Here is a 20173-nt window from a genome sequence, read left to right as displayed (position 1 = left end):
ATGATTTTGCGGAGCTGGTGATGGCCGAACGTATGGCGTCAGTCGAGCGCGACACTCTGGAAACCCAGATCAAAGCCTCGATTAACCTGGATGGCACCGGAAAGGCCCGATTTGATATCGGTGTACCTTTTCTTGAGCACATGCTGGACCAGATCGCCCGTCACGGGCTGATCGACCTGGATATCGTCAGCAAGGGCGACCTGCATATCGATGACCACCACACGGTGGAGGATGTCGGTATTACCCTGGGTCAGGCATTCACCAAAGCCATCGGCGACAAGAAAGGCATCCGTCGCTACGGCCACGCCTACGTGCCGCTCGATGAAGCGCTGTCGCGCGTGGTGATCGACTTCTCCGGTCGTCCTGGCTTGCAGATGCATGTTCCGTACACCCGCGCCACCGTCGGCGGTTTCGATGTTGACCTGTTCCAGGAGTTCTTCCAGGGCTTCGTCAACCACGCCAACGTCACCCTGCATATCGACAACCTGCGTGGGCACAACACCCACCACCAGATCGAAACCGTGTTCAAGGCTTTCGGCCGCGCGCTGCGCATGGCGGTAGAACTCGATGACCGCATGGCCGGGCAAATGCCGTCGACCAAGGGCGTCCTGTAATGCAGACAGTCGCGGTTATCGATTACGGCATGGGCAACCTGCATTCGGTGGCCAAGGCCCTCGAGCACGTAGGCGCTGGCAAGGTGTTGATCACCAGCGATGCGAACGTGATTCGCGAAGCCGACCGGGTGGTTTTTCCCGGTGTTGGCGCGATCCGCGATTGCATGGCGGAAATCCGTCGCCTGGGTTTTGATTCTCTGGTGCGTGAAGTCAGCCAGGATCGTCCGTTCCTCGGCATCTGCGTGGGCATGCAAGCCTTGCTCGAGCACAGCGAAGAGAACGACGGCGTCGACTGCATCGGTCTGTTCCCGGGCCAGGTGAAGTTCTTCGGCAAGGATCTTGTCGAGGATGGCGAACACCTGAAAGTCCCGCACATGGGCTGGAACGAAGTGCAGCAGAAGGTGAGTCACCCGCTGTGGCACGATATTCCGGACATGGCACGGTTCTACTTCGTGCACAGCTACTACATCGCCGCCGGCAATGCGCGGCAGGTGGTCGGTGGCGGTCACTACGGGGTCGATTTTGCCGCAGCGCTGGCCGAAGGCTCGCGTTTCGCGGTGCAGTTCCACCCGGAGAAAAGCCATACCCATGGCCTGCAGTTGCTGCAGAACTTCGCCGCGTGGGACGGTCGCTGGTAATGGCTGCCAAGAAGAGGCCGCCGATCCTGACCCTCACTCCTGAACAGGAGAACGAGGCCAATCTCAAGATCAAGCGCTTCATGGAGGATCGCTTCGAACTGGACCTTGGTTCGTTCGAAGCGGCTGAAATCCTTGAGCTGTTTACCCGCGAAATTGCTCCGCACTATTACAACAGGGCGATTTTCGATGTGCAGGCGCACCTCAAGGAGAGGTTCGAAAGCATCGAAAGCGACCTGTGGGCGCTCGAGAAAAACTGATTTCCGAGCCAAGCTGAACATTCGAATTTGAAGGTTTGCCAGATGCTGATTATTCCCGCTATCGATCTTAAAGACGGTGCCTGTGTTCGTCTGCGCCAGGGCCGCATGGAAGATTCCACAGTGTTCTCCGATGACCCGGTGAGCATGGCTGCCAAGTGGGTGGAGGGCGGCTGCCGTCGTCTGCATCTGGTTGACCTGAACGGCGCGTTCGAAGGCCAGCCGGTCAACGGCGAAGTGGTTACTGCCATCGCCAAGCGCTACCCGAACCTGCCGATCCAGATCGGCGGCGGTATTCGTTCGCTGGAAACCATCGAGCACTACGTGAAAGCGGGCGTTAGCTACGTGATCATCGGCACCAAGGCCGTCAAAGATCCGGCCTTCGTCGCCGAAGCCTGCCGCGCATTCCCGGGCAAGGTGATCGTTGGTCTGGACGCCAAGGACGGTTTCGTCGCTACCGACGGCTGGGCGCAAATCAGCACCATCCAGGTGATCGACCTGGCCAAGCAGTTTGAAGCCGACGGCGTGTCCGCCATCGTTTATACCGACATTGCCAAAGACGGCATGATGCAGGGTTGCAACGTACCGTTCACCGCTGCGCTGGCTGCTGCCACGAAGATCCCGGTGATCGCTTCCGGTGGCATCCACAACCTGGGTGACATCAAGACGCTGCTCGACGCCAGGGCGCCAGGCATCATCGGTGCGATCACCGGTCGCGCGATCTACGAAGGCACCCTCGACGTCGCTGAAGCGCAAGCTTTCTGCGATTCGTACAAAGGCTGAGGACTGACCATGGCGCTGGCCAAACGTATCATCCCTTGCCTGGACGTGGACAACGGCCGGGTCGTCAAAGGTGTGAAGTTCGAAAACATCCGCGATGCAGGCGACCCGGTGGAGATCGCCCGTCGCTATGACGAGCAGGGTGCCGACGAGATTACTTTCCTCGACATCACTGCCAGCGTCGATGGTCGCGATACCACGCTGCATACCGTCGAGCGCATGGCCAGCCAGGTGTTTATCCCGCTGACCGTTGGTGGTGGCGTGCGCACCGTGCAGGACATTCGCAACCTGCTCAATGCCGGTGCGGACAAGGTCTCGATCAACACCGCGGCGGTGTTCAACCCGGAATTCGTCGGCGAAGCGGCGCAGCACTTCGGTTCGCAATGCATCGTGGTTGCCATTGATGCGAAGAAGGTCTCGGGACCTGGCGAAACCCCGCGCTGGGAAATCTTCACCCACGGCGGACGCAAGCCAACCGGCCTCGATGCCGTTGAATGGGCGAAGAAGATGGAAGGCCTGGGTGCCGGTGAAATCCTCCTGACCAGCATGGATCAGGACGGCATGAAAAACGGCTTCGACCTGGGCGTCACCCGCGCCATCAGCGATGCGCTGGGCATTCCGGTGATCGCTTCCGGCGGTGTCGGCAACCTGCAGCACCTGGCCGATGGCATTCTCGAAGGCCACGCCAGCGCGGTGTTGGCGGCGAGTATTTTCCACTTCGGCGAATACACCGTGCAGGAAGCCAAGGCCTATATGGCTCATCGCGGAATTGTGATGCGCTGAACAAACCGGTGCAGGCCAGTGGACATCATGGCGGGCTCAGGGCACTCTTGGGTACGCCATGGATTTCGGTAGCCAGACATGTTTAAACGCATTCTCCTTGTCCTCGCCAGCGCTTCCTTGTTGCTCATCAGTAGCGCGCGTGCCGCAGACAGCTCCGCCACGGAACTGGTGTTGCTGACGGAAAACTTCCCGCCGTACAACATGGCCAAGAACGGCAAGAACTTCGCTCAGGACGAGAACATCAATGGCATCGCCGTGGACATCGTCCGCGAGATGTTCAAGCGTGCCGACATCACCTATAGCCTGACCCTGCGTTTCCCTTGGGAGCGTGTCTACAAACTCGCCCTGGAAAACCCCGGTTACGGAGCATTTGTGATGGCGCGTTTGCCGGACCGCGAGCGGCTTTTCAAGTGGGTCGGTCCGATAGGTCCGGATGACTGGATCATGCTGGCCAAGGCTGACAGCAAAATCTCCCTCGAAACCCTGGAAGACGCGCGAAAGTACAAGATTGGCGCGTACAAGGGCGACGCCATTGCCATGACTTTGGCCAAGCAAGGCTTGAAGCCCATTGTGGTGCTGCGCGATCAGGACAACGCGAAGAAGCTGGTCAGCGGCCAGATCGACCTGTGGGCTACCGGGGACCCCGCTGGGCGCTATCTGGCGCGCCAGGACGGGGTAACCGGGCTCAAGACTGTGCTTCGCTTCAACAGCGCGGTGCTTTACCTGGCGCTGAACAAAAACGTGCCGGACGAAACCGTGGCCAAGTTACAGGCTGCTCTGGATCAGCTACGCAAAGATGGCGTGGTCGACGAGATCATGGGTCGATATCTGTAGGTGTTGGCAAGTCTAAGACCGGCGGCCTGACCTCGGTTTCGCCGTTGGACTCAGAAGAGTACTCGGTTAAGTGAAAGCTGCTGTTATCGGCGTATCCGAAGTTGATGCCCGCTTGAGTGCCGTCATAGCGCACCAGATCGAAATGGCTCTGCAGTTGGTACACCGCCATAATCCTGTTTGCCGGAATGACCGCGACGACTTCTACTGTTGTCGGCGTGAGCCATTCGCGAGTCGACGTTTCAGTGTGACTGAAATTCTTGTTCAATCGTGCCGAGAATTGTATGGAGTCGACAGGCTCCGCAGGCCTGGCCGACCAGGCGGGTCCCACTTGAACAGAGGTAATGCGAGTGAATATCTCGAGTATCTTGGAGTTCTGGAGTCGGGGTGTTCGCCATTTGAAGAATTCCCCCTTTTTGCCTGTGTTATGGCCATAGCCAACGAGGGCATAAGCGTCGCTCCTCTCCAATCGGTAATACGGCGATGTGCTTAATTTTTCGGCAGCGGACAGACCGTCGTCTTTTACCGCGAACCACGGAATGTAGGCGATTTGAGTGGCTTCCAGCGATTCATGTTCTGGGGGCACTTCGTAGCCGGAAAGTATCGGGCCTACAGGTGCGGGGTTGATCCGGAGCGCAATCTTCATCCGCAACGAATAAGCGCAGGGGTGTGTCGCGGGTTTGATAAAGCTATTGGCCCCGACAAAGGTCCCTGGTGCGAAGTGAATTTCCCCCGCTCGTGCGGTCGGAGGAGTGATAGTCCAGGCGCTGAAGTCCTGATGGGGGCCACTGTTCCTACTGTCCCAGATGCCCGCGCCGACGTCCGAGGCGACCACCAGGTCTGTCCGGACGCAACGCACCGAATTGAACGAAGGCTTTACCGAATCACTCGTGCACACCAATCCCAGGGCTGCGTAACCCTCAGGGGGGATTGGCTGCCATATTGTGCACTGAGAGGTGCCTGCCGGGCTGGTGATGGCCCAGATCTGTTCAAAATCATCAGGTCGGGCGAGTGCCTTGCCTTTCTCCGGGTCTGCACTTGGCAAATCGGCCTCGCATACAACTGCCACCACTCGTTTCTCGTTGATATTGTCATGTCCGGTAATGACGACATCACCCAGCGGGAAAAATCCGGGCAACAGGTCAGCGGTTGAGGTGGGGCGCCAAAAGCTTGCGGGTTTGGAGCTTGAACCCCTGACATCGCAGACCCGAAGGAACTCGGTCGTGAAGTTGATCAGCAGGTTGTCAGCTTTGATCGATTCCATCGGCGTTGCGACGGATGCCTTGTTTTCGTTGGTCATATTCAGTCCAGATAGTTGAGAAGACTACATTGAGAGTCGCGACATGTTGCATGTCTCACTATCCGGAATGGAGGTGGGTCTCTGGCGGTAATTATTTATCGACTTCGAGCAGGTTTTTACCGATAAACACCGTCTTTACCATGGGCGGCCATGGCGCGATTGCCGCGCACGCTGACCATCTGCCTGATGTCGATCCAGTCGATGCCCTGAGCCTTGAGCTTGGGCAACTCCCTCTCCAGCACTGCCAGTGTTTGCGGATAAGGATGGCCGATCATCACGGCCGAGCCCTGCTTGTGCGCCAGACTGATGGCTATCTGAAGCTGGTTGAAAATCGCCGCTTCCGTTGCCTCATCATCCAGAAACACATCTCGTGAAATGCTTGCCAATCCAATCTTCTGCGCTTCGGCCGCCGCCACAGTCTGCGCGCTGGTGCGACTATCGACGAAGAGCTTGTGCCGACGCTGCAAGTCAGCCATCAACCAGGCCATGGCCGGTCGCTGGGCGGTCATGCGGCTGCCCATGTGGTTATTGATGCCGGCGGTGTAGGGCACGACCTTGAGCGCTGCGTTCAGGCGTTTCTCGAGCTCTTCGATGGGCAAGTCGGGGTGCCAGGCGAACGGTCCGGTGGCCGGGTCCATGGGCATGTGCAGGATGACGATCTTGCCAGCGCGATGGGCTTCGCGGGCGAACTCGGTGGCGTGAGGGGTGTCGGGCATGATCGCCGTGGTCACTGGCCCCGGCAGGGCCAGTACCTGGCGATCCCGGGGCAGGCTCTGCCCCAGGTCATCGATGATCAAGCTGATATAGGCCTTTTGAGGGGCGGGTGCTGCGTGTACAACACCCACCAGGCAGCACAGCAGCCCCAGGACTACCCGCAAAAGCATCTCAGCGGCCGGACGTGATGCTCAGCCCTTTGAGCAGGCTCAGGGCCTGGGCCAGTTGGTAATCGTCGTCCTGCGGCATCGGCTTGGTCTTGCCGCCGGAACTGGTCGGCTTGTCGGCGCCGCCGTTGCCGTTGCCCAGGTGACCCTGCAGATCGGCTTCCTTGAAATAGTCGCCGTCTTGCTCGTTGGTGATCTTGGCCTTGCGCACTTCGATGTCCGGGACGATGCCCTGGGCCTGGATCGAGCGGCCGTTTGGCGTGTAGTACAGTGCCGTGGTGATCTTCAGGGCGCGGTCGTTGTTCAGCGGCAGCACGGTTTGCACCGAGCCTTTGCCGAAACTTGGCGTACCCATGACCACCGCGCGTTTCTGGTCCTGCAGGGCGCCGGCGACGATTTCCGAGGCTGAGGCGCTGCCGCCGTTGATCAGCGTGACCATTGGCACGGCTTCGCTTTCGTCCTTGCCGGTGGCAGAGAAGCGCAGCTCGGAGTTGGCGATGCGGCCCTTGGTGTAGACGATCAGGCCCTTGGTGATGAAGTGGTCGACCACTTCCACCGCCGCTTGCAGCACGCCGCCCGGGTTGTTGCGCAGGTCGAGGATGATGCCGTTGAGCTTCTTGCCGTTGTCTTTGCGCAGTTTGGCCAGGGCCTTGGATACTTCTTCGCCGGTCTTGACCTGGAACTGGGTGATGCGGATGTAGCCATAGCCGGATTCGAGCAGCTGGCTCTTCACGCTCTTCACCTGAATGATGGCGCGGGCCAGGGTCACATCGAACGGCGTGCCACCGTCACGAACCAGGGTCAGGGTGATTTTCTGGCCGATCTTGCCGCGCATCTTGTCCACGGCTTCGGTCATGCTCTGGCCGCGGGTGGGTTGGCCGTTGATCTTGACGATGTAGTCGCCCGCCTGGATGCCAGCCTTGGAGGCCGGTGTGTCATCGATCGGCGATACCACCTTTATGAAGCCGTCCTCGGCACCGACTTCGATGCCCAGGCCGCCGAATTCGCCGCTGGTGCTTTCCTGCAGTTCAGCGAAGTCTTCAGGTCCGAGGTACGCGGAGTGCGGGTCGAGGTTGCTGAGCATGCCCTTGATCGCGTTTTCCAGCAGGGTCTTGTCGTCTACCGGTTCGACATACGCTGCCTTGATCCGATCCATGACCTCGGCAAAGGTGCGCAACTCTTCCAGCGGCAATGGCGCCCTGGTGGTCGCGGCAGTGCCCGCGGGCGCGACTGCCGGGGCCGGTTGAGCGGCAAACGCCAGAGGCGCGCCGATCACCAGGGCAATCGTCAGGGCCAGCGAGGTAAGGCGGGACAAATACAGCATGTCGAACGAACTCCTAATGTAGGTGACTCAGCGCCTATCCTTGCGCGCGGCACCATTGCGCCGGATCACTCGGGTGACCCTGCTGACGAATAGCAAAGTACAGCGCTGGTGAGTCCTGCCCGCCACTGTTGCCGACAGTGGAGATGGATTCACCGGCTTTTACCACGTCACCCGCAGACTTGAGCAGTGTCTGGTTGTGACCATAAAGACTCAAAAAACCGTTGCCGTGGTCGAGGATCACCAGCAGCCCGGCACCGCGCAACCAGTCAGCGAACACCACTCGACCGCCATGCACCGCATGCACGGTACTGCCGGCAGAAGCGCCGATCATTACGCCGTCCCATTTGGTCCGGGCGTCGTCGCCACGGCTTTCACCGAAGCGCGCCAACAGTCGACCATCGACAGGCCAAGGAAGTTTGCCGCGAGTTGACGCAAATGCGCCGCCAAAGGTTTCGCCTGAACTGGAAACCAGTGGGCCAGGTGTCGATTTAACCGGTTTGCGTGGGGCGTCATCGTTGGCTTCTGCCAGCGCCTGGGCCTCACGTAAACGCTTTTTTTCGGCTTCCTGCTGGGCGATCAGCGCTTTCTGCCGCGCTTCTTCTGCCTCACGAGCCTGGCGGGCCAGGGTTTCTTCAATGGTTTTAAGGACTTTAGACAGGTCTGCCTGATCCTGCTCGCGGGCTGCCAGTTTCTGGTCGCGTGCCTTCACGTCGTCGTTAAGCTTGGCCAAGACTTGCTGGCGCTCCTGGCGAACCTTCTCGAGCTCGCCACGCTGGGTTTCGAGGCTGCTTTGCTGCACCAGCAATTGCGCCTGCTGCAGTCCGATGTCTTTTTCGACATTGGCCAGCTGGCGCAAGGTTTCGTTGAAATTCTTCAGCTGTTCCAGGCGGGCCTGGCTCAGGTAGTCGTAATAGGTGAGTGTGCGAGCGAACTTCTCGGGGTTCTGCTGGTTGAGCAGCAGTTTCAAGTACTCCTGGCGACCGTTCTGGTAAGCCGCGCGGGCCTGGATGGCGATCAGTCGTTGCTGTTCAGTGCGCGCGCTCTGGAGTTTTTTTTTCTCCGCATCGAGTCGATGCAACTCGGTTTCGCTTTTCTTAAGCTCTTTTTGCAGGGCGTCGACCTGTTTCTCGAGCTTGCCCATCTCGGTCTCGGTGCCCTTGAGGTCTTTCTGCACGCCGGATTTTTCTTCCTGCAGTTTGCCCAGCAGTTTTTTCAACTCGGCAATGTCCTGACGCGTGGCGTCCAACTGTTGCTGGGTTTGCGCTCGCTCATCGGCGAAGGCCGGTTGGAGCAGGCAGGTCAGGGCGAGGGCTATCAGGACGCGAAGCATAGAGGCAGGCGACACCAGGGAAAGGGACGTCCTAGTATGCCCGCCAAGCGCAGCAAAAAAAATGCCCAATTGGGACTGTGTGATAACTGGCCCGAAAAACACCGCAAGGCCCTGTAGGAGCAAGCTTGCTCCTACAGAAGGCCGGTGTATGAAGTTGAATTACACCAGAATCGAGGTGCCAGTCATTTCCTTCGGTTGTTCCAGGCCCAGCAACTTCAGCATGGTCGGTGCCACATCCGCCAGCACACCGCCTTCACGAACCTTCAGGTTGCGCTTGCCGACATAGATAAACGGCACCGGCTCGGTGGTGTGTGCGGTGTGCGCCTGGCCCGTGGTCTCGTCGGACATTTGCTCGACGTTGCCGTGGTCCGCGGTGATCAGGGCTTCGCCGCCGACTTTCTCCAGCGCTTCGACGATACGGCCGACGCACTGGTCCAGACACTCAACGGCCTTGACCGCTGCCGCAAACACGCCGCTGTGGCCGACCATGTCGCCGTTGGCATAGTTGACCACGATCACGTCGTAACGCTGGTTTTCGATGGCATCGACGATGCGGTCGGTGACTTCCGGTGCGCTCATCTCCGGCTTCAAATCGTAAGTGGCGACTTTCGGCGACGGGATCAGAATGCGATCTTCGCCCGGGAACGGTTCTTCACGACCGCCAGAGAAGAAGAAGGTCACGTGGGCGTATTTTTCGGTTTCGGCGATGCGCAGCTGGGTCTTGCCGTTTTTCGCCAGGTAATCGCCGAGCACGTTTTCCAGGCTGCCGGCGGCAAAGGCCGATGGCGCGGGGATGCTGGCGGCGTATTGGGTCAGCATGACGAAACCGGCCAGTTTTGGCTGGCGGGCACGTTCGAACTCGTTGAAATCGTCTTCGACGAAGACGCGAGTCAGTTCGCGGGCGCGGTCGGCGCGGAAGTTCATGAACACTACGGCGTCGCCGTCTTCGACTTTCACGGGCTCACCGATGGAGGTGGCCTTGACGAACTCGTCGCTCTCACCACGCTCGTACGCGGCTTGCAGACCTTCCTGGGCGGTGGCGGCGTTGAATTCGCCATTGCCGTCGACAATCAGGTTATAAGCCTGGGACACCCGGTCCCAACGGTTGTCGCGATCCATTGCGAAATAACGACCGATGAGACTGGCGATACGGCCTTTGCCCAAGGCCTGGAAGGTGGCGTCCAGCAGTTCGATCGACGATTGCGCGCTTTTCGGCGGGGTATCGCGGCCGTCGAGGAAGGCGTGCAGGTAGATTTTTTCGGCGCCGCGCTTGGCGGCCAGTTCGGCCATGGCGACCAGGTGATCCTGATGGCTGTGCACGCCGCCGTCGGACAGCAGGCCCATGAAGTGCACGGCTTTGCCGGCAGCGACGGCTTTGTCCACCGCAGCGCAGATGGTCGGGTTCTCGAAGAACTCGCCGTCGCGGATCGATTTGGTTACGCGGGTGAAATCCTGATACACCACGCGGCCGGCGCCCAGGTTCATGTGGCCGACTTCGGAGTTACCCATCTGGCCGTCCGGCAGGCCGACGTCCATGCCGCTGCCCGAAATCAGGCCGTTGGGCACGGTGGCCCACAAACGGTCCAGTACGGGCTTCTTTGCAGCAAAGATGGCGTTGGATTCAGGGCTCTCACTGTGACCGAAGCCGTCGAGAATAATCAGGACCAAAGGTTTAGGCGTGGTAGTCATGGAATCCACTCGTGGCTGAGATAAAAGAGGGCGATGGAAAAGGGAGTGGCAGTTTAAAGCGAAGTTCCGGCCACGTCACCGCCGGACGGGGTTTGGCCCACCATAGTGGCTGTGTATACTGGCCGACATTTTAACGCCCTGGAACCTCCTTCGATGGTTGCTAACCTGATTCAATTTGCCACCAACCACTACATTCTCGTCGGCATTTTCGTCGTGCTGCTGGCCCTGCTGATCGCCTACCAGATGCAGGGCGGCGGCCGTAGCCTGAGCACCGGCGAACTGACTGGCCTGGTCAACAAAGACGCCGGCGTGGTGATCGACATCCGTCCGACCAAGGACTTTGCCGCCGGCCACATTGTAGGCGCGTTGAACATTCCTCACGACAAACTGACTGCACGCGTTGGCGAGCTGGAAAAGCACAAGGCCAAGACCATCATCCTGGTCGATGCCATGGGCCAGACCGCCGGTACTCACGCTCGCGAACTGGTGAAGGCCGGCTTTACCGCCGCCAAGCTGTCCGGTGGTGTTTCCAGCTGGAAAGCCGACAATCTGCCGCTGGTGAAGTGATATGAGTAACGTCGTCGTCTATTCCAGCGATTACTGCCCTTATTGCTCCCGAGCCAAGTACCTGCTCGAGAACAAAGGCGTGGCCTTCGAAGAGATCAAGGTCGATGGCAAGCCGCAGGTGCGTGCCGCAATGGCTCAGAAGGCCGGACGTACGTCCGTGCCGCAGATCTGGATCGGCAGCACCCACGTTGGCGGTTGTGATGATTTGTTTGCCCTGGAGCGCGCCGGCAAGCTCGACGCGCTGCTCAAGGCCTGAATTCCATACCCTATAAAAGCCCAAGATCAGAAAGGATCTGAGATGACTGACCAACAGAACACTGCAGCTAGCGAAGAAGAAACCGCACCGCAATTCTCCTTGCAGCGCATCTACGTACGTGACTTGTCCTTCGAAGCCCCGAAAAGCCCGGCGATCTTCCGCCAGCAGTGGGAGCCGAGTGTCGGTCTGGATCTCAATACCCGTCAAAAGGCGCTGGAAGGCGACTTCCACGAAGTCGTACTGACCCTGTCGGTAACCGTGAAGAACGGTGAAGAAGTGGCGTTCATCGCCGAAGTGCAGCAGGCCGGCATCTTCCTGATCAAGAACCTGGACGACGCTTCGATGAGCCACACCCTGGGCGCGTTCTGCCCGAACATCCTGTTCCCGTACGCGCGCGAAGCGCTGGACAGCCTGGTGACCCGCGGCTCGTTCCCGGCCCTGATGCTGGCTCCGGTGAACTTCGATGCCCTGTACGCGCAAGAGCTGCAACGCATGCAAGCGGCGGGCGAGACTCCGACCGTTCAATAATCTGCGCTGCTGAAAATCGCGGGCAAGCCCGCTCCCACAGGATTGTGCAAAACCTGTGGGAGCGGGCTTGCCCGCGATTGTTTCTGTCAGGCGAAAATGATTTCGGACTATTTGAAGTCGTTCTGGCGCCAGGCTTCGTAAACGGCGACGGCCACGGTGTTGGACAGGTTCAGGCTGCGGCAGCCTTCGCGCATCGGCAGGCGCAGGCGTTGTTCGCCGGGCAGGGCGTCGAGCACCTCGGCTGGCAGGCCACGGCTTTCCGGGCCGAACAGGAACGCATCGCCAGGGGCGAAACTGACGTCGTGAAATGGCCGCGAACCCTTGGTAGTGAAGGCGAACAACCGCGGGTGACCGAGGCTTTCCAGGCAGCTGGCCAGGTCCGCATGGCGTTGCAGAGTGGCATACTCGTGATAGTCGAGGCCCGCCCGGCGCAGGCGCTTGTCGTCCATCTCGAAGCCCAGCGGTTCGATCAAATGCAGGTGGCAGCCACTGTTGGCGCACAGCCTGATAACGTTGCCGGTATTCGGCGGAATTTCTGGTTGGAAAAGGATGACGTGAAACATGCACGGCTCCGAAGGTAGAGATGAGCGGCATTCTACGCCGCAAGCCGACCCTCGTTCGAAACTATTCCCGCGTGTGATGGCTTCGCTGGCAATCGTGGGGGTGATGGTGGGGTTGATGATCGGTCGCCTGACCACCCCCGACCCCAGCGAATTGCAACAGATCGAAGTGACGGACGACGGGTTGGTGGTGTGGTTCAACAATGAACCCAAGACCCACGGCGAGATCGTGGAAGGCAGTGTCGCGCTGTTGTTCGAAGCTCAAGGCAAGGCGCAAAAAGGCCAGCTCAAGCTCCACGGCAAGGATGTGAACTGGCGAACGCGATTGAGTGACGGGGGATTGTTGCTGACGCTGGTGGCGGCCCGTCCCCTTCAGGGTGAGTGGGCCGGTAGCGAGGTCGATGACCGCTGGCGGCTGGAGATCCATCTCCGGGAGCAATAAAAGAGGGAATCCCCGGCCTGCCTGTACCAAGGTCCCCAAAACGGGAGGGTTCGCGCATGGCGTCTGAACCCGGTGTAAAGAGGGAATCCCCGGCCTGCCTGTACCAAGGACCCCAAAACGGGAGGGCTCGTCGCTTGTGCGGTGTGAGCCCGGTGTAAAGAGGGGAATCCCCGGCCTGCCTGTACCAAGGTCCCCGAAACTGGGTAGTGATCTGAATCACTGATGAGACTATTGCAGGGGGCGTGCCAGGTTTTAACAAGTTGAAACAGAAAGGCGCGTGCAAGCGTCGAAAGCCCCGTAATCCGGGGCTTTCGTGTTTGTTCGGTAGAGGTTCTATTGTGAAAACAGACGGGGTTCGGGATCAGCTGCCGTGCGCGATTGCGGTTCACGGTGCATTCCAGCGGTGCACGCAGGCCCTAAAAGCATCGCGAGCAAGCTCGCTCCCACAGTGGATTTTCAGAGTGCTCACCATCGAGTGAACACCTTCGAACCCTGTGGGAGCGAGCTTGCTCGCGATTGGATCTAACTGTCAGCGAAGAGCTAAAGGCTGCTTAGCCTTCATCCCCCTCATCATCATCCCCACCATCTACCTTCATCCCCAGCTCCTTGATCTTGCGAGTCAAGGTATTACGCCCCCAGCCCAGCAACACGGCGGCATCGCGGCGGCGGCCGGCGGTGTGCTTGAGGGCGGTTTCGATCATGATCCGCTCGAAGGTCGGCACGGCGCTGTCCAGCAGGCTGGACTGTCCGCGTGCCAGTGCCTGGTCGGCCCATTGGCGCAGCGCCTGTTCCCAGTTGGTCACCGGGGCCGAATCCTGCGGCAGGCTCAGCAACTCCGGTGGCAGGTCGCCGATATGCACTTCGCGACCCGATGCCATCACGGTGATCCAGCGGCAAGTGTTCTCCAGTTGGCGTACGTTGCCCGGCCAAGGCAGGTTCTTCAGGTATTCCTCGGTTTCGTTTTTCAGCAACTTCGGCTCGACTGCCAGCTCCTGCGCTGCACGGCTGAGGAAGTGCTTGGCCAGGGTCGGAATGTCTTCGCGACGGTCCGACAGGCGTGGTATGTGGATGCGGATCACGTTGAGACGGTGGAACAAGTCTTCACGGAATTTCCCGGCATGCACCAGGGTTTCCAGGTTCTGGTGCGTGGCGGCGATGATCCGCACATCCACCTTGACCGGGACGTGACCACCGACACGGTAGAACTCGCCATCGGCCAGGACCCGAAGCAAACGAGTCTGGGTGTCGGCCGGCATGTCGCCGATTTCATCGAGGAACAGCGTGCCCCCATCCGCCTGCTCGAACCGCCCGCGACGCAGGTTGGCGGCACCGGTGAACGCGCCTTTTTCGTGGCCGAACAACTCGGATTCCATCAGGTCCTTGGGGATCGCCGCCATGTTCAATGCAATGAACGGTGAAGCGGCCCGCGGGCTGTGGCGGTGCAGGGCATGGGCCACCAGTTCTTTACCGGTGCCGGATTCGCCGTTGATCAGCACGGTGATGTTGGAGTGGCTCAAGCGCCCGATGGCGCGAAACACTTCCTGCATCGCTGGCGCTTCGCCGATGATTTCCGGGGTACGGGTCAGTGCGACCGGGACTTCCAGGCCTTGTTGTTCCTGAGCGTGCTGGTTGGCGCGCTTGACCAGGGAGACCGCTTCGTCGACATCGAACGGCTTGGGTAGGTATTCAAAAGCGCCGCCCTGGTAGGACGCGACAGCGCTGTCCAGATCGGAGTGCGCGGTCATGATAATCACTGGCAGCCGTGGGTGTTGCTCGCGAATCCGCGCCAGAAGGTCCAGGCCGCTGGCGCCGGGCATGCGGATGTCGGAGATGATAACGTCCGGCTGCTGGCGCGCCAGGCGGCTCATCACGCCATCGGCGCTGTCGAAGCTTTGCGTGGTCATGCCTTCCTGCTGCAAGGCTTTTTCCAGGACCCAACGGATAGAACGGTCGTCATCGACGATCCACACGGTTTCACTACGGCTCATGTCGATGTGGCTCCTTGTTCCAGTGGCAGAAAGATCGAGAAGGTGGTGTGGCCGGGGTGGCTGTCACATTCGATCAAGCCCTGGTGCTGGCTGATGATGTTCTGGGTAATGGCCAGGCCCAGCCCGGTACCGTCCGGACGGCCGCTGACCATGGGGAAAAAGATGGTTTCCTGAAGATCCGCAGGAATGCCTGGACCGTTGTCGATGATTTCGATCTTGGTCACCAGGCGATGGCGCACGTGGCCAATGGTGAACTGGCGCATGGCGCGGGTGCGCAGGCTGATGCGACCCAGGCGCAGCTCATTCTGGCTGCTGATGGCCTGCATCGCATTGCGCACGATGTTCAGCACGGCCTGGATCATTTGTTCGCGATCGATCAGGACGTCTGGAATGCTCGGGTCGTAGTCGCGCACCAAAGTGATGCAGCCCTGGCTTTCGGCCTCGACCAGGTGGCAGACGCGCTCCAGCACTTCATGAATGTTGCACATGGCCAGCGATGGCAGCTTGTTCGAGCCGAGCATGCGATCGACCAGGTTGCGCAGGCGGTCAGCCTCTTCAATGATGACATTGGTGTAGTCGCGCAGGCTTTCTTCCGGCAGCTCGCGCGCCAGCAGTTGTGCCGCGCCGCGAATACCGCCCAGCGGATTCTTGATTTCATGGGCCAGGCCGCGCACCAGCATCTTGCTGGTTTCCTGCTTTGAAAGCTGTGCTTCTTCCTTGGTGATGCGCAGCAAGCGGTCGCGAGGGTGGACTTCGAGCAGCAGCAGTGTGTCGCCGCCTGAAAGGATCGGTGTTACCGCGTAATCGACCGTCAGGGTCTGGCCGGTAAGGGCGGTGAGCATCGCTTCGCGCTTGGTGAACGGATGCGCCTGCTGTACCGCCTGGCGCAACGAATTCAGCGCCTCGGTGGACTCGGTAAACAGCTCGCTGATGAACTGCCCATGGCTGCGCTGGCCGCTAATGGCCAGGAGCATTTCCGCCGCGGGATTCATGTACTCAAGGCGCAATTCGGCGTTGAGCAGGATGGTGGCGGTGGTCAGGTTGTCGAGAAGCAGGCGATGCAGTGCGTCACTGATGGTCATTCAGGACCTCTTTTGGAGCAGGGCGCGCGCATGAATAACGCGCTGATGCGAGGAAAATGCAAAAACCAAACCAAGGCTCCGAAAAGAAGCGCTTAACCCCTGAAACAGGCGTTTGACGCTCGATTGCGTGGCGTTCTGCCAGCTTTCGCGGGTAGTTTCGAACCAAAATGGGCTGCAATGTGCGCGCGGTGCAACCATTCGCACCAATATAGTGCGCAAAGCTGAACGAGGTTGGAAGTCCTTCAGCGCTTGTGCACCCGCTGCAATGTGAAGGTGACGGTAGGGCTTTGCTGCACGATGGTTTCGCCACTGACGACCTGCACGGCGAGGCGGTGCGAGCCGCGGTCGATGTTCACCAATTGCAGGATCGGTACGTTGCCGGGTTGGCCATAAGGCTGTCCGTCCAGCAACAGCTGCAACAGATGCGGGCCTTGCAGGCGCGGTTCGATCATTACGGTGACAGTGAAGGTGCCGTTGTTGGCGCGCAGGGCTTCGGTGGTGGGCAGGCCGGTGAGTTCCAGTACGTTGTAGGCGATGCGTGGCTGGTCTTGTTCAGGGGTGGGTGTGGGAGATGCTTGTGTGGGCTGGGGCTGAACGCGGTTGAGCGGTGGCAGTTCGACCGGTTGCGCGGTGACGCCATCAGGGGGTTGATTGCTATACGCCGTGTTGCCTTGAGCGTCGGTGTACTTGTAGATCTGCGCTGTGGTGGGCAGGGCAATCAGCAGCAGGATGAGGAGAAAACCACGAGCCATGAAATCGACCGGAAACGAAAGCATAGGAGTGCAGCATAGGTCAGGGTGGTGGGTTGACCCAAATCGTCATCATTACAGGAAGCAAGATCAAAAAAGGCCTCCCGAAGGAGGCCTCTTTTTGTCACGCCGCGTGTCGCAGCGCTACCGGATTAGCAGCTGTAGTACAGCTCGTATTCCAGTGGGTGTACGAAGGTACGTACCTTGATTTCTTCTTCGCTTTTCAGGGCGATGTAAGCGTCGATGAAGTCGTCGCTGAAAACGCCGCCTTTGGTCAGGAACGCACGACCTTTGTCCAGCTCTTCCAGGGCTTCTTTCAGGCTGCCGCAAACTTGTGGGATCTCTTTCGCCTCTTCAGGCGGCAGGTCGTACAGGTTTTTGTCAGCTGCGTCGCCAGGGTGGATCTTGTTCTGGATGCCGTCCAGGCCAGCCATCAGCAGTGCGGCGAAGCACAGGTACGGGTTGGCAGCCGGATCCGGGAAGCGTGCTTCGATACGACGGGCTTTCGGGCTCGACACGTAAGGAATACGGATCGAAGCCGAGCGGTTGCGAGCCGAGTAGGCCAGCATTACCGGAGCTTCGAAGCCTGGAACCAGACGCTTGTAGGAGTTGGTCGCCGGGTTGGTGAAGCCGTTCAGGGCCTTACCGTGCTTGATGATGCCGCCGATGAAGTACAGGGCGGTATCGGACAGGCCGGCATAACCTTCGCCAGCGAAGGTGTTCTTGCCTTCTTTCCAGATCGACATGTGTACGTGCATACCCGAGCCGTTGTCGCCGTACAGAGGCTTAGGCATGAAGGTAGCGGTACGGCCGTAGGCATCGGCAACGTTGTGCACGACGTACTTCAGGGTTTGGGTTTCGTCGGCTTTCTTCACCAGGGTGTTGAACTTGACGCCGATTTCGTTCTGGCCGGCAGTTGCCACTTCGTGGTGGTGAACTTCGACGGTCAGACCCATTTCTTCCAGTGCGTTGCACATGGAGGTACGGATTTCGTGGTCGTGGTCGAACGGCGGAACCGGGAAGTAGCCGCCTTTGACGCCTGGACGGTGGCCTTTGTTGCCGCCTTCGATGTCCTGGTCGGACATCCAGGAACCTTGTTCGGAGTAGATCTTGAACATGGAGCCGGAAATGTCGGACTTGAACTTCACTTGGTCGAAGATGAAGAACTCTGGCTCTGGACCGGCGAACACGGTGTCACCGATACCGGTGGATTTCAGGTGCTCTTCGGCGCGCTTGGCGATCGCACGTGGGTCGCGGTCGTAGCCTTGCATGCTCGAAGGTTCGATGATGTCGCAGACCAGGATCAGGGTCGGCTCTTCGGTGAACGGGTCCAGAACAGCGGTGGAGTCGTCCGGCAGCAGGATCATGTCGGAGGCTTCGATGCCTTTCCAGCCAGCGATGGAGGAGCCGTCGAACATTTTACCGACTTCAAAGAAGTCATCGTCCAGCGCATCGCGAGCCGGCATGGTCACGTGGTGCTGAGTGCCCTTGGTGTCTGTGAAGCGCAGATCAATCCACTTGACGTCATGATCTTTGATGAGTTGAACCGACTTCGACATAGTGTCCTCCGGGTGGATTAGGGCTGGTAGTGGATGCCCTTAAATGTTTGTGATGCCGGCGCGAATACTCTGCCAAGGCAACCTGCCTCACAAGGGAGCAAATTGCATGCCAGTGCCCCACCATGGGTTTTTTGCCCCAATTTCACGCTTTTAGAGGTGCAAAAGGCTATAAAGCAGAAAATTGCGCCCCTTAATGTGGCGCCTAAATCTAAAATTGACCTGTTTTGGTGCGTGCAAAACCTTCTGCACATTAACTGGTTAAACCTTGAGCAATTTCCGCTATAATCCGCGCCCCCCTTTTTCGGCAGGCCTCGCGCGCGCTGTTTCCATGAAATTAATCGTAAAAGTCTTTCCAGAGATCACCATCAAGAGCCGCCCGGTACGGATGCGTTTCATCCGCCAGTTGGCCAAGAACATCCGTGCCGTGCTCCGTGACCTGGACCCGGCTGTGGTGGTGAACGGCGTGTGGGACAATCTCGAGCTGGAGACCCGCGTCAGCGACCCCAAGGCCCTGAAGGAGATGGGCGAGCGCCTGAGTTGCATGCCGGGTATCGCGCACTTCCTGCAAATCGACGAGTACCCGCTGGGTGATTTCGACGACATCGTCGAGAAGTGCAAGCAGCACTACGGTGATGCACTGGCCGGGAAGATTTTCTCGGTACGTTGCAAGCGCGCCGGCAAGCACCCATTTAGCTCCATAGACATCGAGAAATATGTCGGCAGCCAGTTGCGCCGTCAGTGCGGTGCCGCCGGAATCGACCTGAAAAAGCCTGAAATTGAAGTCCGCATCGAAGTTCGCGACCAACGGTTATTCGTGATCCACAGCCAGCACAACGGTATCGGTGGTTATCCGCTGGGTGCGCTGGAACAGACGCTGGTGCTGATGTCCGGTGGCTTCGATTCCACCGTCGCGGCCTACCAGATCATGCGTCGCGGCCTGATGGCGCATTTCTGCTTCTTCAACCTGGGTGGACGTGCCCACGAATTGGGCGTCATGGAAGTCGCGCATTTCATCTGGAAGAAGTACGGCAGCTCGCAACGCGTGTTATTTGTCAGTGTGCCGTTCGAAGAAGTGCTGGGAGAAATTCTCGGCAAAGTCGATAACAGTCATATGGGCGTAGTATTGAAGCGTATGATGTTGCGCGCTTCCTCCCAAATTGCTGATCGACTGCACATCGAAGCGCTGGTGACCGGTGAGGCGATCTCCCAGGTGTCGAGCCAGACGTTACCGAACCTGTCGGTGATTGATTGCGTGACCGACAAACTGGTCTTGCGCCCGCTGATTGCCAGCCACAAGCAGGACATCATCGACACGGCCAACGAAATCGGCACCGCCGACTTCGCCAGGCACATGCCGGAGTACTGCGGGGTCATCTCGGTGAACCCCAAGACCGCTGCCAAGCGCCATCGCGTGGAGCACGAAGAGAAAGAATTCGACATGGCAGTCCTTGAGCGTGCGCTCGAGAACGCCAAACTGGTACCGATCGATCGGGTGATCGACGAATTGGGCCAGGACCTGCAAATTGAAGAAGTCAGCGAAGCGCTGGCCGGTCAGATCGTCATCGACATCCGTCACCCGGATGCCGCTGAAGACGACCCGCTGGACCTTGCTGGCATCGAGGTACAAACGATGCCGTTTTATGCACTGAACGCTCGTTTCAAGGAGCTGGACCCTACTCGCCAGTACCTGCTTTATTGCGACAAAGGCGTGATGAGTCGCCTGCATGCCCACCATTTGCTCAGTGAGGGACATGCCAATGTGCGCGTTTATCGACCGAGCTAAGTGCCCGGGGCTGTTTGCCTGTGGCTTGCGTCACCGGCCCCCCGACGCCGCCGTCAAGCTGTAACGGCAAGGCCTGACTCTACTGTAAATCGCTGCCAAGACTTGTCAGCACACCGAATCCTCTGATCGAGATACACAAGTGATCGAAAATCTACGCAACATCGCCATCATTGCCCACGTTGACCATGGTAAAACCACCCTGGTAGACAAACTCCTGCGTCAATCCGGCACCCTG

At 59.1% G+C, this 20173-nt stretch carries 22 protein-coding genes; 12 read left to right on the top strand and 10 right to left on the bottom strand.

What is annotated here, in order from left to right; translation table 11 throughout:
- Positions 1–20: 20 nt before the first annotated feature.
- The 6 genes from hisB to ACIO0C_RS13100 all read left to right on the top strand — a co-directional run bounded on the left by hisB (position 21) and on the right by ACIO0C_RS13100 (position 3903).
- Positions 21–614, top strand: a complete 594-nt coding sequence (gene hisB / locus ACIO0C_RS13125; protein WP_007939452.1) for an imidazoleglycerol-phosphate dehydratase HisB — start codon at positions 21–23, stop codon at positions 612–614.
- Positions 614–1252: an imidazole glycerol phosphate synthase subunit HisH gene (hisH, locus tag ACIO0C_RS13120; RefSeq protein ID WP_008058511.1), complete on the top strand. Its 639-nt coding sequence runs from the start codon at positions 614–616 to the stop codon at positions 1250–1252. Before hisB ends, hisH begins: the two co-directional genes overlap by 1 nt.
- The gene (locus ACIO0C_RS13115; RefSeq protein ID WP_401312460.1) at positions 1252–1509 is read left to right on the top strand and encodes a DUF2164 domain-containing protein; all 258 of its coding nucleotides are present in this window, start codon (positions 1252–1254) and stop codon (positions 1507–1509) included. The genes hisH and ACIO0C_RS13115 overlap by 1 nt, the downstream gene beginning before the upstream one ends.
- A gap of 42 nt (positions 1510–1551) precedes the next feature.
- Positions 1552–2289, top strand: coding sequence for a 1-(5-phosphoribosyl)-5-[(5-phosphoribosylamino)methylideneamino]imidazole-4-carboxamide isomerase (hisA, locus tag ACIO0C_RS13110; RefSeq protein ID WP_401312458.1), 738 nt, complete (start codon positions 1552–1554; stop codon positions 2287–2289).
- A gap of 9 nt (positions 2290–2298) precedes the next feature.
- Entirely contained in the window at positions 2299–3069 is a 771-nt protein-coding gene (gene hisF, locus ACIO0C_RS13105; protein ID WP_007897430.1) for an imidazole glycerol phosphate synthase subunit HisF, read from the top strand.
- Positions 3070–3147: 78 nt separating this feature from the next.
- Complete coding sequence (locus ACIO0C_RS13100; RefSeq protein WP_401312455.1) at positions 3148–3903, top strand: substrate-binding periplasmic protein; 756 nt, start codon at positions 3148–3150, stop codon at positions 3901–3903.
- On the opposite strand, the gene ACIO0C_RS13095 is transcribed toward ACIO0C_RS13100, so the two are convergent.
- The 5 genes from ACIO0C_RS13095 to gpmI form a co-directional block, all read right to left on the bottom strand.
- The gene (locus ACIO0C_RS13095) at positions 3884–5200 is read right to left on the bottom strand and encodes a Vps62-related protein (RefSeq protein WP_401312452.1); all 1317 of its coding nucleotides are present in this window, start codon (positions 5198–5200) and stop codon (positions 3884–3886) included. The genes ACIO0C_RS13100 and ACIO0C_RS13095 overlap by 20 nt on opposite strands.
- Positions 5201–5316: 116 nt before the next feature.
- Entirely contained in the window at positions 5317–6084 is a 768-nt protein-coding gene (locus tag ACIO0C_RS13090; RefSeq protein WP_401312449.1) for a divergent polysaccharide deacetylase family protein, read from the bottom strand.
- Position 6085: 1 nt separating this feature from the next.
- Positions 6086–7405, bottom strand: a complete 1320-nt coding sequence (locus tag ACIO0C_RS13085) for a S41 family peptidase (RefSeq protein ID WP_401312447.1) — start codon at positions 7403–7405, stop codon at positions 6086–6088.
- 34 nt (positions 7406–7439) lie between these two features.
- The gene (locus ACIO0C_RS13080; protein WP_401312444.1) at positions 7440–8735 is read right to left on the bottom strand and encodes a murein hydrolase activator EnvC family protein; all 1296 of its coding nucleotides are present in this window, start codon (positions 8733–8735) and stop codon (positions 7440–7442) included.
- A gap of 159 nt (positions 8736–8894) precedes the next feature.
- On the bottom strand, positions 8895–10424 hold the full coding sequence (gpmI, locus tag ACIO0C_RS13075) for a 2,3-bisphosphoglycerate-independent phosphoglycerate mutase (protein WP_401312441.1): 1530 nt from the start codon (positions 10422–10424) through the stop codon (positions 8895–8897).
- Positions 10425–10577: 153 nt separating this feature from the next.
- On the opposite strand from gpmI, the gene ACIO0C_RS13070 reads away from it, so the two are divergent.
- Genes ACIO0C_RS13070 through secB form a run of 3 tightly spaced genes read left to right on the top strand, consistent with a single transcriptional unit; the run spans position 10578 to position 11775 of the window.
- On the top strand, positions 10578–10991 hold the full coding sequence (locus ACIO0C_RS13070; RefSeq protein WP_401312438.1) for a rhodanese-like domain-containing protein: 414 nt from the start codon (positions 10578–10580) through the stop codon (positions 10989–10991).
- Position 10992: 1 nt separating this feature from the next.
- Positions 10993–11247 (top strand): glutaredoxin 3, encoded by a 255-nt coding sequence (grxC, locus tag ACIO0C_RS13065; RefSeq protein ID WP_008058538.1) that lies wholly within the window; start codon positions 10993–10995, stop codon positions 11245–11247.
- Positions 11248–11289: 42 nt separating this feature from the next.
- Entirely contained in the window at positions 11290–11775 is a 486-nt protein-coding gene (gene secB / locus ACIO0C_RS13060) for a protein-export chaperone SecB (protein ID WP_008058540.1), read from the top strand.
- Positions 11776–11882: 107 nt separating this feature from the next.
- On the opposite strand, the gene trmL is transcribed toward secB, so the two are convergent.
- Positions 11883–12338, bottom strand: coding sequence for a tRNA (uridine(34)/cytosine(34)/5-carboxymethylaminomethyluridine(34)-2'-O)-methyltransferase TrmL (trmL, locus tag ACIO0C_RS13055; protein WP_110965901.1), 456 nt, complete (start codon positions 12336–12338; stop codon positions 11883–11885).
- Between trmL and ACIO0C_RS13050 the strand changes: the two genes are divergently transcribed.
- Positions 12337–12777: a hypothetical protein gene (locus ACIO0C_RS13050; RefSeq protein WP_401312433.1), complete on the top strand. Its 441-nt coding sequence runs from the start codon at positions 12337–12339 to the stop codon at positions 12775–12777. The genes trmL and ACIO0C_RS13050 overlap by 2 nt on opposite strands.
- Positions 12778–13328: 551 nt before the next feature.
- Here the strand turns inward: ACIO0C_RS13050 and ntrC are convergent.
- The 4 genes from ntrC to glnA form a co-directional block, all read right to left on the bottom strand.
- Entirely contained in the window at positions 13329–14765 is a 1437-nt protein-coding gene (gene ntrC / locus ACIO0C_RS13045) for a nitrogen regulation protein NR(I) (protein ID WP_401312430.1), read from the bottom strand.
- The gene (gene glnL, locus ACIO0C_RS13040) at positions 14762–15847 is read right to left on the bottom strand and encodes a nitrogen regulation protein NR(II) (protein WP_180203873.1); all 1086 of its coding nucleotides are present in this window, start codon (positions 15845–15847) and stop codon (positions 14762–14764) included. Before glnL ends, ntrC begins: the two co-directional genes overlap by 4 nt.
- A 242-nt stretch (positions 15848–16089) precedes the next feature.
- Complete coding sequence (locus tag ACIO0C_RS13035; protein WP_401312427.1) at positions 16090–16599, bottom strand: DUF4124 domain-containing protein; 510 nt, start codon at positions 16597–16599, stop codon at positions 16090–16092.
- 149 nt (positions 16600–16748) lie between these two features.
- Complete coding sequence (gene glnA / locus ACIO0C_RS13030) at positions 16749–18155, bottom strand: type I glutamate--ammonia ligase (RefSeq protein ID WP_008058552.1); 1407 nt, start codon at positions 18153–18155, stop codon at positions 16749–16751.
- Between the two features lie 328 nt (positions 18156–18483).
- Between glnA and thiI the strand changes: the two genes are divergently transcribed.
- Together thiI and ACIO0C_RS13020 are read left to right on the top strand one after the other, a co-directional pair.
- Complete coding sequence (gene thiI / locus ACIO0C_RS13025; protein WP_008058553.1) at positions 18484–19938, top strand: tRNA uracil 4-sulfurtransferase ThiI; 1455 nt, start codon at positions 18484–18486, stop codon at positions 19936–19938.
- A gap of 88 nt (positions 19939–20026) precedes the next feature.
- On the top strand, positions 20027–20173 hold a 147-nt coding region (locus tag ACIO0C_RS13020), incomplete at its 3' end, for a GTP-binding protein (protein ID WP_401312813.1).

It is taken from the genome of Pseudomonas sp. NPDC087336, assembly GCF_044744285.1.
Lineage (GTDB): Bacteria > Pseudomonadota > Gammaproteobacteria > Pseudomonadales > Pseudomonadaceae > Aquipseudomonas.
This window is presented reverse-complemented; position numbering and strand designations above follow the sequence as displayed.